The following is a 14,117-nucleotide window of genomic DNA, read 5'->3' as shown; positions in this document are numbered from 1 at the left end:
CAGACCACCGGGTTGATAGGCCAGAACTGGAAGTCGGGTAACCGATGCAGGTGACTGGTACTAATAGGCCGAGGACTTACCACAAAGAAGCTACGCGTCCACTGTGCAATATCTGAAACAACACACGTTTCAGTACAGCAAAATAATTGAATGAACCAACACAGGTTCATCTTGTATTCGACCGTCGAACCCTCTGGGTTCCCCGGCGAAGACGAGTTGATATTTGACCGTTGTGTTCCGTGTGACACTGTTTCACAGAGTTACGGCGGCCATAGCGGAGGGGAAACGCCCGGTCCCATTCCGAACCCGGAAGCTAAGCCCTCCAGCGCCGATGGTACTGCACTCGACAGGGTGTGGGAGAGTAGGACACCGCCGAACACATTTTCACAGGTAACCCCTGAACCACACTGTGGTTCAGGGGTTACCTGCATTCCAGGACCAATCCACAGCGAGGGGCGCCCCCCTGGATTTACGCTCCGGATGCGCGGTTCACGCCCTCGGCAACCTCCAGCCGGGGTGTGGATCTGACGAACAGTCGAGTGCACAGCAACACACCGACATGTGAGCCGCACCGCCAGTTGCCAGCCGGCAATCCCCGATCCCGCACAACTGTGGCGCTCACGCCAACGCGATGGAATCAACTGTTCTGCAATAGGACTCACCAACCCCATGCCTCGCGCAAACGCACATGCACTGGCGGGAGCGTGATGAACCCCGCTCACGCCCTGCTCACTCGCGCGTGCATGTGCGGGATTCCCAGATTTAAATCAGTGGCGCCGAAGGTAGCGGCTGTCGCATGATGTTCAGCGTAACGATACGAACGCGGAGCGAACGAAAAGAGGTGCGGCCTTGGGTGATTCATCCGATACGACTGTCGGCCGACTCTTTTGGCGATCCGACGTCGTAATTCTATCTCGATAGCGACGTTCATTCCGCTGTCTCGATCCCGTGCCGCTGCGCCATCGCGTCAGCCGCGCTTTCCGCCCTTGTGGGCATTTACAGGAGTTTCGATGTATTCGTACGAGAACGTGATTCGAGAGCACGAGTTGAGGGTGGCCAAGTCTCTGGAGCGATATAACCAGCGCACAGGAAAGAAGACGGGCAGCGTCGAGGGCTACCGGCTTCTTGCTATCGCGCGCCGGGCGATTCGGCGGAGGTAAGCAAGTTTGCATATTTTTCTGCGTTCGTTTCGATGAATTCGTTGACGAACCAGCACGCCGGTACAACGGTCATACCGCGTGCACGTGTGTCGTCGAGTGCATACTCGGTCAGTACCGCGGCGAGTCCTCGTCCGCGGTACTGGGGGAGTGTCACGGTGTGGTAGAAATTCCGCTTGGTGTCGGCGTCGAAGTACTCCGAGAATGCAGCTTCGGTCAGACCGACGAAGAGCACGAATCGATGGTGTTCGGCCTGGTGCTCCACGCGGATTTCCATGTCTGTGATTGTGCACGGTTCCTGTGGGTGGTGTCGGAGCACTAGACTAGGGGTAGAACTCAGAGTCGTGCGCACGCTGCCCGTCGTAGGCACCTCTCTTCATCTGCACGGGTAGGCAGAATCTGAGGTTGCGCAGTGGAAGATGTATCGGAGCAGGGAATCAGGGCCTTCATCGGCGCAGTCGTGTTGCGAGGTGGCCGCGCTGAGCGGTTGACCACCTCGAGACGCAACCCCGTGCAGGTCTGGGGGGTCGATGGGTCGAGCTGCATCGTTCGGGTCCGAACGAAGGCTAGCGGTGACTGGAAGGCTCGACGCCAGGACGAGTCTCTCGCGAGCGATGACACCGATTCGTCGTACTGGGTCTTCGTCGATCTGGGTACTCCCGACCCCTCCTTTTTCATGGTGTCCTCGGAGGAGATGGCCGCTGATATCAAGGGCGAAGTCGATCTCTGGATGCAGGACGCTCCATTGCGAACTCGCACCGGGCACCACGCAATTGCAGTGGGACGTGTTCAGCACGGACGCGAGAAGTGGTCCCTGCTCGGACTGCATGCCGCGGCCGATCCGGGTCTCGCAGATGCTGCACACACCGCGTCCAATCAGAAGCACACCAAAGTGGTTCGCCGTGTCGCATCGAAGCGATCTGCGGCCGCTGTCGACGAGGTGATCGACATTCGGGTCAGGGTTGTCGCCGATTTCGACGGCTACCGGCTCAGCGCTCGTTTCGACCCTGACAGTGAACGGCTCGAGATCATTCAGGGCCCGATGGAAGGTCGACGCTTCGAGAGTCCCACCGAGGCCGCGAGTGCCGTCGCGACACATATCAGTGGTGACGTCGAGGTCAGAGATGGTTGGAAGTTCTGGCAACTCGACACTCCACAACGGGAGCCACTGGACAGTCTCCGCTAGCGCACAAGTGCGCCGATCTGCGGGTTGTGATCGGTCATAGCAATGTCGGATACAGCGGATTCGTCAGGGTTTCGTCGTTACCGTGGGTGTTGTTGATGTTGTGCATCCGAGTCGCCGACACCCCTCAGCGTGCAGCTGCTCAAGCTGGCTTCTGTGCGTAGCGTCGAGGCGATTCGGTCCGAGGAGTTCGACGGCGAGCGGCGTTGTCGACCAGCGAGAGGCCCGTTTCGTGGAGCATTCCTTCCGATCCCCATCGTGGCAGGCATCGCGGTTCGTGATTCTCGTGGCGCAATTCGTGGATCGGCGAATATCCGCTGAGGACTTTGCGACTCGGTTCCGCACGTTGGAAAGGGCTGACGCCGGTTATCTCGACCGCGACATATCGGCGGTAGTGAGGAAGCTGTCGGTCGACGTCGGTGCCTACCGAGGAGATGTGAAGTTCCTTGGTGTGGACTTTATCGACGGTGAACAGCTCTGGCGTGCTTCGGGGGAAGCATTCCGCGACCTGTTGACCCTGCAATCGGAGCTGTTGGACCGCACAGCAGGCTGATTCTGCGCACGGCGCATGTCATGGTGTGAAACGTTCTCGGTGCCGGACAAGGTCCTCGAGCCGGAATCGCCGGTGTGTTCCGCGCATCTCGATGGTGAGTTCTCCCGAGTCCGCGAGGCGTCGCACGTAGGTGTCGGAGACGCCGAGTACTTCGGCAGCCTGCGACGTCGTCAGTAACTCTGCGACTGGTCCGAGGGTGACTGCGGTGCCGCTGGCGAGCTGACGCAGAAGTTCGATCACCGCCCGCCGCGCGGACGGTTCGACATCGAGTTCCACGCCGTCGAACGCAACGGTCGGGATTCGATCGCCGAGCTCTCCGATCATCGCTGTGACTTTCCGGGCGTCGTGATGGGACAGTGCAGAAGCTATGTACCGATGGTCCATGCCGCCGACCCTACTGGGCATAGTCTTTGGAATACCCCCACCAGAAGGAGAGCGCACGTGCCGCAGTTGTTACACCTGGATTCGTCCGCAGATCTCGACAGTTCGGTCAGCCGTTCGGTCACCGCCCTGTTTTCGGATGTGTGGCATTCGCTCGGCGCGGATAATTCGGTGATCTACCGCGATCTTCATCGCACGCCGCCACCGCATCTTCCGTCGGCGGCGATGCATTGGGCGCCGCATCTGCGCACGCCGAACGAGGTCGCACCTCCCGAGGCGGAGGCTCTTCAGAAGGAACTGATCGACGAGTTGGTCTCCGCGGACGTGGTCTTGATCGGCGCTCCGATGTACAACTGGTCGATCCCATCGACGTTGAAGGCCTGGATCGACTACATCCACGTACCGGGAATCACTGTGCCGTTCGACTCACCGACACGACCACTAGAGGGCAAGCCTGTTGTCGTGGTGTCCTCGCGCGGCAACCAGTACGGACCTGGCACACCGGACTTCGGTGCCGACCACACCGTTGCGCAGTTACAGCAGGTACTCGGTGTTGCTTTGGGGATGGAGGTTTTCGTCGTGACCGTGGATCTGACGCTGGCGAACCGGGTTCCGGCGATGGCACCTCTCGTTCCGCAGGCCGCGAACAGCCTGGCTGACGCACGAAGTGCAGTGACCGGCCTCGCAACTCGCCTGGGCGCGGCACCTGCGGCCAGCTAGCACGCTTGACCTCGTCGGGCTTGCCGCAGTGTCGACACCGGTGGTCAGCGGGACCGGCTGGACCGGCTACCGCTGACCACCGGTCGACGACGTCCGATGCCTCGCCTGCCGCCCCGACGGCGTCCACGTCGATTGCCAAAAATATCCTGCGGCGATCGATCGAGCTCGCCGAGTCAGTAGCTGGTGCTGATCAGTACGTCCATCAATTCGGCTTCGACGGCCGCGAATTCGGGTGTCGTGACGATCGACGGCTCCCGTGGACGAGGCAGCGGTACCGTCACCTGCCGACGCACACGTGCGGGCTTGTCCGATAACACGATCACTCGGTCGGAGAGGTAGACGGCTTCACGAATGTCGTGGGTGATCATGAGGACGGTCCACCCGTACTCGAGCCACATATCCTGAAGCCACCGCTGCATGCCGGTACGGGTCAGCGAATCGAGTGCGCCGAACGGCTCGTCCAGCAGCAGTAGGTCGTGTCCCTGAACAACAGTGCGCAGCATGGCTGCCCGCTGCCGCATCCCGCCCGACATCTCCGACGGACGGGCTTTCTCGTACCCGTCGAGTCCGAACACAGGGAACAGGGCCTGCGCCTGCGCGCGAGCTTCTCCCTTCGGCACTCCCTGAACTTCCAGGCCGAGCGCTGTGTTGTCCAGCACCGTCCGCCAGGGGAACAACAGGTCCTTCTGTGGCATGTACGCACTTGTCGGCGAATCGACGACGCCCGAGTCCGGCGTGTCGAGTCCGGCAATCACATTGAAGATCGTGCTTTTGCCCGATCCGCTCGGACCGATGATCGAGACGAACTCACCCTGGTGTACATCGAAGTTCACGCCGTCGAGAACTGCTCGCCCGCCGAACGATTTGGTCAAGTCGCCCACGTGGACAGTACTCATCGAGGCCTGCTCTCCATCGCCCACGGCGCGACGATACGTTCGGCGAGGTAGGTCAGCAGGAACAGTGCAACGCTGATGACGGCGGTGACGACGACGGCAGCGAGAACGAGATCGGTGCGGAACGAGTTCTTCTGCTGGCTCATGTAAATGCCGAGTCCAGCGCTTGCACCGGCATATTCGGCGAAGATCGCACCCACGACGGCGTAAGTGATCCCGATCCGGAGGGAGGTGAAGAACCGAGGCATCGCCGACGGCAGGCGGACGTAGCGAAACTGTTGCCATCGGCTGGCGCCCATGCTCGACAGCAGGGACCTGGCGTCGCGGTCGGCGGCTGCAAATCCCTCGACCAAGCCGATTGCCATCGGAAAGAACGTAGCCAGTGCGATCACAAGGATCTTCGGTAGTAGACCGAAGCCGAACCAGATGATGAGCAGCGGCGCGATCGCAATGATCGGAAGTGTCTGGGACACAACGAACAGTGGGACGACGGCGCGTCGCAGCCATGGGGAGAAGTCGACGGCCACTGCGAGAATCCAGGCGACGAGCAACGACACGGTAAAACCTACGAGCGTGACCTGCAGTGTCGCTGAAGCATTGTCGGCGATGGCGTCCCGATGGGCCCATCCCTGCACGGCGATTCGCGACGGGGACGGTAGGACCTGCGGACGCACCCCGCTGACTCGAACGTAGATTTCCCACGCCGCAATCAACAGGGCGACGATGGTCGCCGACGGCAGGGCCCAGCGGACGGCGGCACCGAACCGCAACCGAGATGCGGCTGCAGGTTCGGCGGTACCGACGGCCGCGCTACTGATTGCCGAGGTACTCATCGGTGAAGTAGGTGGACCAATCGGGCTCGGATTCGAGCGCGCTGCCACCTTCGTCGACGAGAACACCGTTCTCGTACAGGAATTTCGAGTACTCGCTCCACCTGTCGAGGTTTTGCCCACCGACGGTTCCCGACTCGTCCTTCATGTATTTCGCGGCCAGCATCTCCTGGCTTTCGAATACGAGAGATTCGTCGGTGAACACTCCGGGGTTGGCGTCGATGACGTCCTGGGCTGCGCGATCGGGGTCATCGGCGGCCAGTTGGTAGCCGCGTTGGACCGCCTGGACGAACTTTTGCGCCTCGTCGGGATGGTCGTCCAGCCAGTTTTCGTTGCCGTTGATCGTGATCGCGTAGGCATCGGGAAATCCGTAGTCGGTGTTCTCGAAGTACTTCATCGGGGTGCCGCTGTGTTCGGCCTCGATGCCTTCCCATGCCAGGTAGGACACTGTGAAGTCGGCGGTGCCTGAGTACACGGCCTCGTAGGCGGACGTGCCGAGGACCACGCTCTGGTAGTCGCCGGCGCCACCGTCGTTCTGGATGACCTGGCGAAGTCCTGCTTCCTCGCCGGTGTCGCCGAAGCCCGCGTAGACCTTGCCGTCCAACGCTTTCGGGCTCGGAATGTCGTCGCGATCGGCGCGGACGCCGATGGCCGTTGCCCAATGCTGCAACGGCGCAAGGACGGAAACGATGTGAGCACCTGCGGCTTTGGCGAAAGTCGTCGAGCTCTGGGTGCTGATGCCGAACTCCGCGTTTCCCGAGTCGACAAGTGTGTCCGGTGATGTGTTGTTGTAGGGGAGTATCTCGACGTCGAGTCCTGCGTCGGCGAAATACCCTTCCTGCTGTGCCACATACAAGCCGGTGTGGTTGGTGTTCGGGGTCCAGTCGAGGGCGAATCTGATGGAGTCGGGGTCGGAGGGCTGCGAGCATGCGGTGAGCGCGGCGACGGTGACCATCGTCGCGGTCAGTGCGGTCAGTTTCCTCATGCCGTCACCGGCCACGGTGTCGGGTGCAGAGCGGTGTCCCAGAACATCGATTCGTATCGCGTAGCTACGCGGAATGCTTGGAACATCTGCTCTCGCTGTCCCTCGGTTGCCTGGTCGGCCGCCTCGTCGACCAGGACGCGAGCGCCGTCGACGACGTCGCGGAACTCGTCGGAGTCGTAGGTGGCAACCCAACGTGCATAGGGGTGTTCGGGGTTCTTTCTCAGTACCTCCTGTGCCGCGACCGCGAGCCTGACTGCGACGTCCGCGTAGATCCAAAAGCACGGAAGAATTGCCGCAGCTGCAACGGGATACGGCTCGGTCGCTGCCGCGGCGATGAGGTACGAGACGTAACCCAGGCACGCCGGTGAGTGCTCAGGTCGTGAATCGCTGCGCGGCAGTGCGTCGCTGCTCAGCAGAGACTCGTGCAACGTGGCTTCCTCGACGGCGCTCGCAGCGGAGGTTGCCCAGAACGCTGCGGTTCTCGCGTCGGGAGCCTTGGATGCGAGAAGTGACAGAGCCTTGGCGTATCCGGCCAGGTAGAGCTGGTCTTGCTCGATGTAGGTGCGGAAAGCATCCAGTGGCAGTGTGCCCTCGCCGAGCAGCTTCAAGAATTTCAAATCGTCGATCGCGGCACGGAGTTGTTCCGTCGCTTCCCACAATCGATCCGTGTGGCGGACAGAGTCCACCGAGTGTGCGGGCGCATTCATCGCCTCGACATCCCTTCGTCAGCATTACCTGCATCAGGTTCGACGGGTGTGATCTCAGCATCCGTATGTGACGGACGCACCCCGTGTCAGAACATCGCCGACCATACATGATGCAGCTTCGCTGCCCGTGCGTGGATAGTGACTGTGGGGCGTATCTAAACGCTCACCGGCTGGTCAGCGGCCGTGAGTGGAAACGTACAACGGGGTGTGGGTAAGCGCGCACGGGGGAAGTTGCCATCGCTAATGAACGCGCCTCGCAAATGGACGAATTGGCCGTCGCGCTGCCCTTCGATTTCCCCAACGTCACCGGATCGTCGAAGCCCGGTGGCGGATCTCAGCGCTTCGTCTACCCGGGATTCATTCCGGGCATCGGCTAGAACCTCAGATCTTCATGTCCTCGAGTTCCATGCCCTTGGTCTCCGGGATCTTCGATCGCACGAAGAAGAACGATAGGCCGGCCATGATCGCGAAGAACCCGTAGATCACCCATAGCCCGACCGTTTGTGTCAGCGGAGGGAAGGCAAGGGTCACAGCAAAGTTCGCGATCCAGTTCGCTGCCGTGCCGATACCGAGGGCTACGGCGCGCATGCGGTTGGGGAACATTTCGCCGAGCAGAACCCACATGATCGGGCCCCACGTCGCGGCGAAGAAGATCACGAAAAGATTCGCACCGATCAGCGCAACGGCACCCCAGGGACTGGGGAGCGAGACGTCGTCGCCGCTGCCGATCTGCTGAGAGAACGACACCGCTGCCATCAGCAGTCCGACGAACATTCCGATGGAACCGGCGAGGAGCAGCTTCCGACGGCCGATCCGATCGACGAACAAGATGGCAACGAACGTCATCGTCACATTGATGATCGAGGTGATGACCGAAGTCATGAACGACTGATCCTCGGTGAATCCGACGGACTTCCACAGCGTCGTCGAGTAGTAGAAGATCGCGTTGATGCCGACGAGCTGCTGCAACACGGCCATCACGATGCCGACCCAAACGATCGGCTGTAAGCCGAATTTTGGTCCACGGATGTCGGCGAACGACGACTTCTCTTCCTTGCGCAGCGTCAGTCGGATCTCGTGAACACGCTCGTCCGGGTGCAGCTCGCCGGTGATGTTGGCGAGGATTTCGGCGGCCTCCTTGTCCAGATGCTTGCCGACGAGGAATCGCGGGGACTCTGGAATCAGGACCGCAAGCACTCCGTAGACCAAGGCCGGGACGACGCCCACTAGGAACATCCAGCGCCACGCTTCGAGTCCGAGCCACAGATCGTTCGATGCCCCGTCCGCGGCACCCTGCAGAAGGGCGTCGGACAGCAGGGCAGCGAAGATGCCGACGGTGATGGCAAGTTGCTGCAGCGATGCGAGGCTTCCGCGCCATTTGGCCGGGGCAATTTCGGCTATGTAGGCCGGGGCGATGACCGAGGCGATACCGATACCGAGGCCGCCGAGGACGCGCCACAGCATGAGGTCGGGAACGCTGAACGCCAAACCCGAGCCGATGGAAGAGATGGTGAAGAGCGCGGAGCCGAGGACCATCACCTTCTTACGTCCCCACCGGTCGGCGAGAGAGCCTGCGAACCAGGCACCGACAGCGCAGCCGAGCAACGCGATCGCGACGACAAACCCGGTGGTGAACGAACCGAGCGAGAATCTGCCTTCGATGGCGTCGACGGCTCCGTTGACGACCGAACTGTCGAAGCCGAACAGAAAGCCGCCCACTGCGGCAGCAAGGCTGACGCCGATGACTTTGGCGCTGTTGGGCCCGCTGTGTGACTTTTGGGGCATGGCAGTGCACTCCTTCCGGTCGGGAGGCTCAGCGCTCTCGGCCTTGGGCAAGGTATATGCGGGAGGATTCACCGCACCGGATCACACTATGCCCGGTCATTTGCGGTGCGAACGGCTACCTCGCTTCGAACGCGCCGTCCGACACCGTGAAACCATGACCGACCTGGTCGGCGCAGGTCACACCCGTCTTTTCCTCGACGTGACACATCAAACCGTTGGAACTGCCACTACCCGGAATCGTCAGTACCTCGCCGTAAGGCAAAGCCAGTGCCGAGCCGTCGAACCGGTGGAAGCGAGGGTCTCCCGAATTGAGGAATCGCGCCTTCGACCCCGCAGTGAGTTCGATGGTGTTCGGCGCCACCGTCGAATTCGGGGCTCCGCTTCCCTCGACTTTCGGTGCTGTCGACGGAAAGTCGCCGTGGCATCCAGCGACCGAGGACTCGGTGACGAAGATCGCGCACTCGAACTTTCCACTGGGCGTGGTGAAGTAGTAGAAACCGGCGTCGCCCTCGTAGCGAGCAGAATCGGCCGTCGGGACTGCTGCGGTAGTGGTCGAGGACGGCGACGCCGACGTCGTGGACGGCGGCGCGGACGTGGTGGTCGTGGACGTGGTGGTCATCGGGTTCGGCGTGGGTGCCGAGGTGCGAACCACCGAGGGCGGATTGGTATCGACCGTCGCCAAGGGGGCCGTCGCAGCGTCGTTGTCCCCGCCGCACCCTGCCGTTGCCAGCGCGAACAGCGCTGAGGCCAGAACGACGAAAGCCCGGACTCGGTTCATCTCGCCAGCATAAACAGTGAAGGCGCTCATGACCTGTTGGTACGTTGGCGTGCGTCGGGACCGTGCCCTAGAAGCAGGGAGATGCTATGAGTGATCAGACCTGCCGAGTGCAGATTCCGGATGGAGAGGTGATCGGCCATCCGGACGGCGCGGTCTATTCGTGGAAAGGCATCCCTTATGCCGCTGCGACCGATGGAGAGTACCGTTTTCGGGCACCGCGGCCCGTGGAACCCTGGTCGAAACCGTTGGACTGCCGCAGTTTCGGCGCCCTCGCGCCGCAGGGCCTCGACAACCCCGTTCCGATGGACCCGAACCTTCCGATGTCCGAGGACTGCCTGTCTGTGAATGTCTGGGCACCGGAACCAGGTGGAACCCCACGGCCTGTGATGGTCTGGATCCACGGCGGTGCGTATTCACTCGGTTCCGCCGCTCAGACCGTGTACGACGGCAGGAACCTGGCCGAGCTGGGTGATCTGGTGATCGTCACTGTCAATTACCGGATCGGTGCGTTCGGGTTTCTGGATCTGTCGTCCTTCTCGACCGAGGACACCGTGTTCGAGACCAATGTCGGTTTACGCGACCAGATTGCGGCGCTCGAGTGGGTGCAACGGTGCATTGCACGCTTCGGCGGTGACACCTCGAACGTGACCGTGTTCGGTGAGTCCTCCGGCGGCGCGTCGGTGACGACGTTGATGACGTCCCCGGCGGCAGAGGGCCTGTTCCAGAAGGCAATCGTGCAGAGCGCCCCCGCGACCTCGGTGTACGGGCAGGATCGCGCGGCGTTGGTCGCGGCCCGGTTCCTCGAACTCGTCGACATCACCCCGGATCGCGTTCACGAATTGAAGACGATGGACTTCGCTCGACTGGTGACGGCAGGGGATACGCTCTGTTACGAAATTCCGACCAAGGTCCCAGGGACTCTCGGACTCGCACCTGTAGTCGACGGTGACATCGTCCCGCGCTACCCGGTTGCGGCATTCAAAAAAGGATTTGCTCATCGGATCCCACTGATCATCGGGACGAATCACGACGAGGCATCGATTTTCCGGCTGATGAAATCCCCCCTGATGCCGGTCACGTCGGAGACCGTATCCGAAATGTTCAGGGCGATCGCGAACGACCATTCCGATCTCCCCGCTTTTCGGGTGGCCGAGATCATGTCCGCTTATCCGGACCGATCGAAAACTGCCGGTGCTCTAGCCATGTCGCGGGATGCAGGATTCCGTATGCCCACACTGTGGATCGCCGACGCGCACAGTCGTTACGCGCCGGTCTGGATGTACAGGTTCGATCATGCAACGCCGATGCTCAAGGCTGCCAGGATCGGCGCAGGGCATGCGACCGAATTGCCATATGTATTCGGCAATTTCGGCACTCTGAACCGAGATCCCACCTTTTGGCTCGGTGGCAGAAAAGCAGCGATGGCTGTATCGGCGAGGGTGATGAGGCGCTGGGTCGCGTTCGCTCGTCATGGCGTTCCCGCGACGATGGACGGAGCGAAACACTGGCCGCTCTATGCGGACCCCACCCGGTCGATGCTCGTCATCGATGCCCAGGACACCGTCGTCTCGGACCCCGATACGGCGCTGCGCGCGGCGTGGGGTGACCGGGTACTGGGCTTCAGCTGAGCAATCACGGGGTTGAGTGTCGTAGGTTCGGGCTACTTTCACTGTCGTGCTGTTTTCTCGAATTATCGATACGTCGTCGACTGTGGGTGCCACCCGTTCGCGTAAGGCCAAGATCGAATCACTGCAAGCCCTGATCGCCGAACTCGATCCCACGGACGTCGGGACGGTGGTGTCGTGGCTGTCCGGTGAGCTGCCGCAGGGCCGGATCGGTATCGGCTGGCGCACTCTGGCCGACCTCGATGTATCGGCTGCCGCCGGGTCCGCGCTGACCATCGCCGACGTCGATTCCGCGATCACCGCCGTCGCGTCGACCTCCGGGACCGGATCGTCCGCCCGCAGACGTGCGCAACTAACCGAGTTGTTTGCATCTGCAACACGGGAGGAGCGCGAGTTTCTCATCCGGCTGATGACTGGCGAGCTGCGCCAAGGGGCGCTAGAGGGCATCATGACCGATGCCATTGCGAAGGCCGCGGGACTGAAATTGGACCCTGTCCGACGGGCCTTCATGCTGTCCGGCAGCTTGGCGGCGACGGCCACCGCCGCACTGACCGGGGGAGAGAACGCCCTGGCGGCATTCTCGCTGGAAGTCGGTCGACCGGTCCGTCCGATGCTTGCGTCACCGGCCGAATCCCTCGACGCGGCGTTGGCCGAGATGAACGGTGAGGTCAGTGTCGAGTTCAAGTTCGACGGTGCACGCATCCAGGTGCACCGCGACGGCGACGAGGTACACGTCTACACCCGAACGCTTCGCGAGATCACCGGCTCGGTGCCGGAACTGATCGAGCTGATTCGCGGGTTGCCGTGCACCTCGGTCGTACTCGACGGCGAGACGCTTGCTCTCACGGACAGCGGCCGTCCCCGGCCGTTCCAAGAAACGATGAGCAGATTCGGAGCGCAGAACGCCCACGAACTTCTGCTTCGGCCGTACTTCTTCGACTGCATTCATCTCGACGGAGTCGATCTGCTCGACGAACCACTGGAACGACGATTGGATGCCCTTGACAGAGTGGCAGGTCAGCACCGAATTCCTTCGCTGATCCGTCCGGACGCGGACGCGGCGTCCGCGCACTTCGATGCTGCGTTGGACGACGGACACGAAGGGGTGATGATCAAGGCTTTGTCCTCACCCTACGCAGCGGGACGGCGCGGCAAGACGTGGCAGAAGGTCAAACCCGAGCACACGCTGGATCTGGTGGTTCTCGGCGCGGAGTGGGGGTATGGCAGGCGAACAGGTTGGTTGTCGAATCTGCATCTCGGTGCCCGTGATCCAGACGGCGGCGATCCGATCATGGTGGGCAAAACGTTCAAAGGGCTGACCGATGCGTTGTTGCAGTGGCAGACCGAGGAGTTCCCGAAGCACGAGCGTTCCCGTGACGAACACACCGTGTATTTGAACCCGGATCTCATCGTCGAAATCGAACTCGACGGGGTTCAGACGAGCACCCGTTATCCCGGTGGCGTCGCGTTGAGATTCGCACGGGTACTGCGGTATCGACCCGATAAGACGCATGCGGAGGCGGACACGATCGAGGCCGTTCGCGCACTGCTCGCGTCGTCGACCTGAGTCGTTACTCGGTCGAAATAAGTCGAGTCATGTTGTAACACAATTGCACATACGAACAGACCACACATCACTTATGTTGGGGAGGCCAGCCAGCGAGGGATGGAGAACTCATCATGTCGATTGTTCGAGCGGCTCTGGTTCAGACCAACTGGACCGGTGACAAAGAGTCGATGATCAAGGCCCATGAGGACTACGCGAGAAGCGCTGCCGAGCAAGGCGCGAAGGTCGTATGTTTTCAAGAGCTGTTCTACGGTCCGTATTTCTGTCAGCTACAGGACTCGAAGTTCTACGACTACGCAGAATCCGTTCCAGGACCCACCGTCGACCGCTTCGCGGCACTCGCGAAGGAACTCGGTATCGTGATGATTCTGCCGGTGTACGAGCAGGAGCAACCGGGCGTTCTCTACAACACCGCCGCGGTGGTCGACGCCGATGGCACCTACCTGGGCAAGTATCGAAAACACCACATCCCGCACGTCAACGGCTTCTGGGAGAAGTTCTACTTCCGCCCGGGCAACCTGGGCTGGCCGGTGTTCGATACCGCGGTCGGGCGAATCGGTGTCTACATCTGCTATGACCGGCACTTTCCCGAGGGCTGGCGTGCCCTCGGACTTGCAGGCGCCGAGATCGTGTTCAACCCGTCGGCTACCTCGCGCGGTCTGTCCAACTACCTGTGGAAGCTCGAGCAACCCGCGTCGGCCGTCGCGAACGAGTACTACATCGGGGCAATCAATCGCGTCGGAATCGAAGCGGACTACGGCGACGACGACTTCTACGGAACCAGTTATTTCGTCGACCCCGAGGGAAAGTTCGTGGGCGACGTCGCCTCCGATACCGAACCGGAAGTGATCGTCCGCGACCTCGACATGGATCTCATCAAGGTCGTGCGCGACCGCTGGGCTTTCTACCGCGACCGCAGGCCCGACGCGTATGCACCGCTGGTGAAACCATGA

Annotated in this window: 14 protein-coding genes, 2 rRNA genes and 1 riboswitch; of the genes, 8 read left to right on the top strand and 8 right to left on the bottom strand. The window is 61.5% G+C overall.

Annotation, left to right across the window (positions count from 1 at the left end):
• Together QMK17_RS20870 and rrf are read left to right on the top strand one after the other, a co-directional pair.
• Window positions 1-84 (top strand): 23S ribosomal RNA (locus QMK17_RS20870); the annotation flags it as partial.
• A gap of 177 nt (window positions 85-261) precedes the next feature.
• Window positions 262-378: ribosomal RNA gene (rrf, locus tag QMK17_RS20865) — 5S ribosomal RNA — on the top strand.
• 750 nt (window positions 379-1,128) lie between these two features.
• Here the strand turns inward: rrf and QMK17_RS20860 are convergent.
• Window positions 1,129-1,434, bottom strand: a complete 306-nt coding sequence (locus QMK17_RS20860) for a GNAT family N-acetyltransferase (RefSeq protein WP_283511206.1) — start codon at window positions 1,432-1,434, stop codon at window positions 1,129-1,131.
• A gap of 135 nt (window positions 1,435-1,569) precedes the next feature.
• Between QMK17_RS20860 and QMK17_RS20855 the strand changes: the two genes are divergently transcribed.
• Together QMK17_RS20855 and QMK17_RS20850 are read left to right on the top strand one after the other, a co-directional pair.
• Entirely contained in the window at window positions 1,570-2,343 is a 774-nt protein-coding gene (locus QMK17_RS20855) for a hypothetical protein (protein ID WP_283511205.1), read from the top strand.
• 229 nt (window positions 2,344-2,572) lie between these two features.
• Window positions 2,573-2,893, top strand: a complete 321-nt coding sequence (locus QMK17_RS20850; protein ID WP_283511204.1) for a homoserine dehydrogenase — start codon at window positions 2,573-2,575, stop codon at window positions 2,891-2,893.
• 18 nt (window positions 2,894-2,911) lie between these two features.
• Here QMK17_RS20850 and QMK17_RS20845 read toward each other — a convergent pair whose 3' ends face one another.
• The gene (locus QMK17_RS20845; protein WP_283511203.1) at window positions 2,912-3,277 is read right to left on the bottom strand and encodes a helix-turn-helix domain-containing protein; all 366 of its coding nucleotides are present in this window, start codon (window positions 3,275-3,277) and stop codon (window positions 2,912-2,914) included.
• Window positions 3,278-3,334: 57 nt separating this feature from the next.
• Here QMK17_RS20845 and QMK17_RS20840 point away from each other — a divergent pair, with 57 nt between their 5' ends.
• A complete protein-coding gene (locus QMK17_RS20840) occupies window positions 3,335-3,994 on the top strand; it encodes an FMN-dependent NADH-azoreductase (protein WP_283511202.1) in 660 nt (219 codons plus the stop codon).
• Between the two features lie 173 nt (window positions 3,995-4,167).
• Here the strand turns inward: QMK17_RS20840 and QMK17_RS20835 are convergent, their stop codons facing one another.
• From QMK17_RS20835 to QMK17_RS20810, 6 genes are all read right to left on the bottom strand, one after another.
• Complete coding sequence (locus tag QMK17_RS20835; protein WP_283511201.1) at window positions 4,168-4,890, bottom strand: ABC transporter ATP-binding protein; 723 nt, start codon at window positions 4,888-4,890, stop codon at window positions 4,168-4,170.
• A complete protein-coding gene (locus QMK17_RS20830) occupies window positions 4,887-5,720 on the bottom strand; it encodes an ABC transporter permease (protein WP_283511200.1) in 834 nt (277 codons plus the stop codon). Before QMK17_RS20830 ends, QMK17_RS20835 begins: the two co-directional genes overlap by 4 nt.
• On the bottom strand, window positions 5,698-6,702 hold the full coding sequence (locus QMK17_RS20825) for an ABC transporter substrate-binding protein (protein ID WP_442972806.1): 1,005 nt from the start codon (window positions 6,700-6,702) through the stop codon (window positions 5,698-5,700). The genes QMK17_RS20830 and QMK17_RS20825 overlap by 23 nt, the downstream gene beginning before the upstream one ends.
• The gene (locus tag QMK17_RS20820) at window positions 6,699-7,409 is read right to left on the bottom strand and encodes a TenA family protein (protein WP_283511199.1); all 711 of its coding nucleotides are present in this window, start codon (window positions 7,407-7,409) and stop codon (window positions 6,699-6,701) included. Before QMK17_RS20820 ends, QMK17_RS20825 begins: the two co-directional genes overlap by 4 nt.
• A riboswitch (TPP riboswitch) is annotated at window positions 7,403-7,503 on the bottom strand. (Overlaps the previous gene by 7 nt.)
• A 287-nt stretch (window positions 7,504-7,790) precedes the next feature.
• Entirely contained in the window at window positions 7,791-9,194 is a 1,404-nt protein-coding gene (locus tag QMK17_RS20815) for a sugar porter family MFS transporter (protein WP_283511198.1), read from the bottom strand.
• Between the two features lie 115 nt (window positions 9,195-9,309).
• A complete protein-coding gene (locus QMK17_RS20810; RefSeq protein ID WP_283511197.1) occupies window positions 9,310-9,972 on the bottom strand; it encodes a hypothetical protein in 663 nt (220 codons plus the stop codon).
• 86 nt (window positions 9,973-10,058) lie between these two features.
• On the opposite strand from QMK17_RS20810, the gene QMK17_RS20805 reads away from it, so the two are divergent.
• From QMK17_RS20805 to QMK17_RS20795, 3 genes are all read left to right on the top strand, one after another.
• Window positions 10,059-11,600 (top strand): carboxylesterase/lipase family protein, encoded by a 1,542-nt coding sequence (locus QMK17_RS20805; RefSeq protein WP_283511196.1) that lies wholly within the window; start codon window positions 10,059-10,061, stop codon window positions 11,598-11,600.
• 46 nt (window positions 11,601-11,646) lie between these two features.
• Window positions 11,647-13,164, top strand: a complete 1,518-nt coding sequence (locus tag QMK17_RS20800; protein WP_283511195.1) for an ATP-dependent DNA ligase — start codon at window positions 11,647-11,649, stop codon at window positions 13,162-13,164.
• Window positions 13,165-13,277: 113 nt separating this feature from the next.
• A complete protein-coding gene (locus QMK17_RS20795; protein ID WP_283511194.1) occupies window positions 13,278-14,117 on the top strand; it encodes a nitrilase-related carbon-nitrogen hydrolase in 840 nt (279 codons plus the stop codon).

It is taken from the genome of Rhodococcus sp. G-MC3 (genome assembly GCF_030063335.1).
In the GTDB taxonomy this organism is placed as follows: Bacteria; Actinomycetota; Actinomycetes; order Mycobacteriales; family Mycobacteriaceae; genus Rhodococcoides.
The sequence above is the reverse complement of the archived record's forward strand: the minus strand, read 5'-3'. Positions and strand labels throughout refer to the sequence as shown.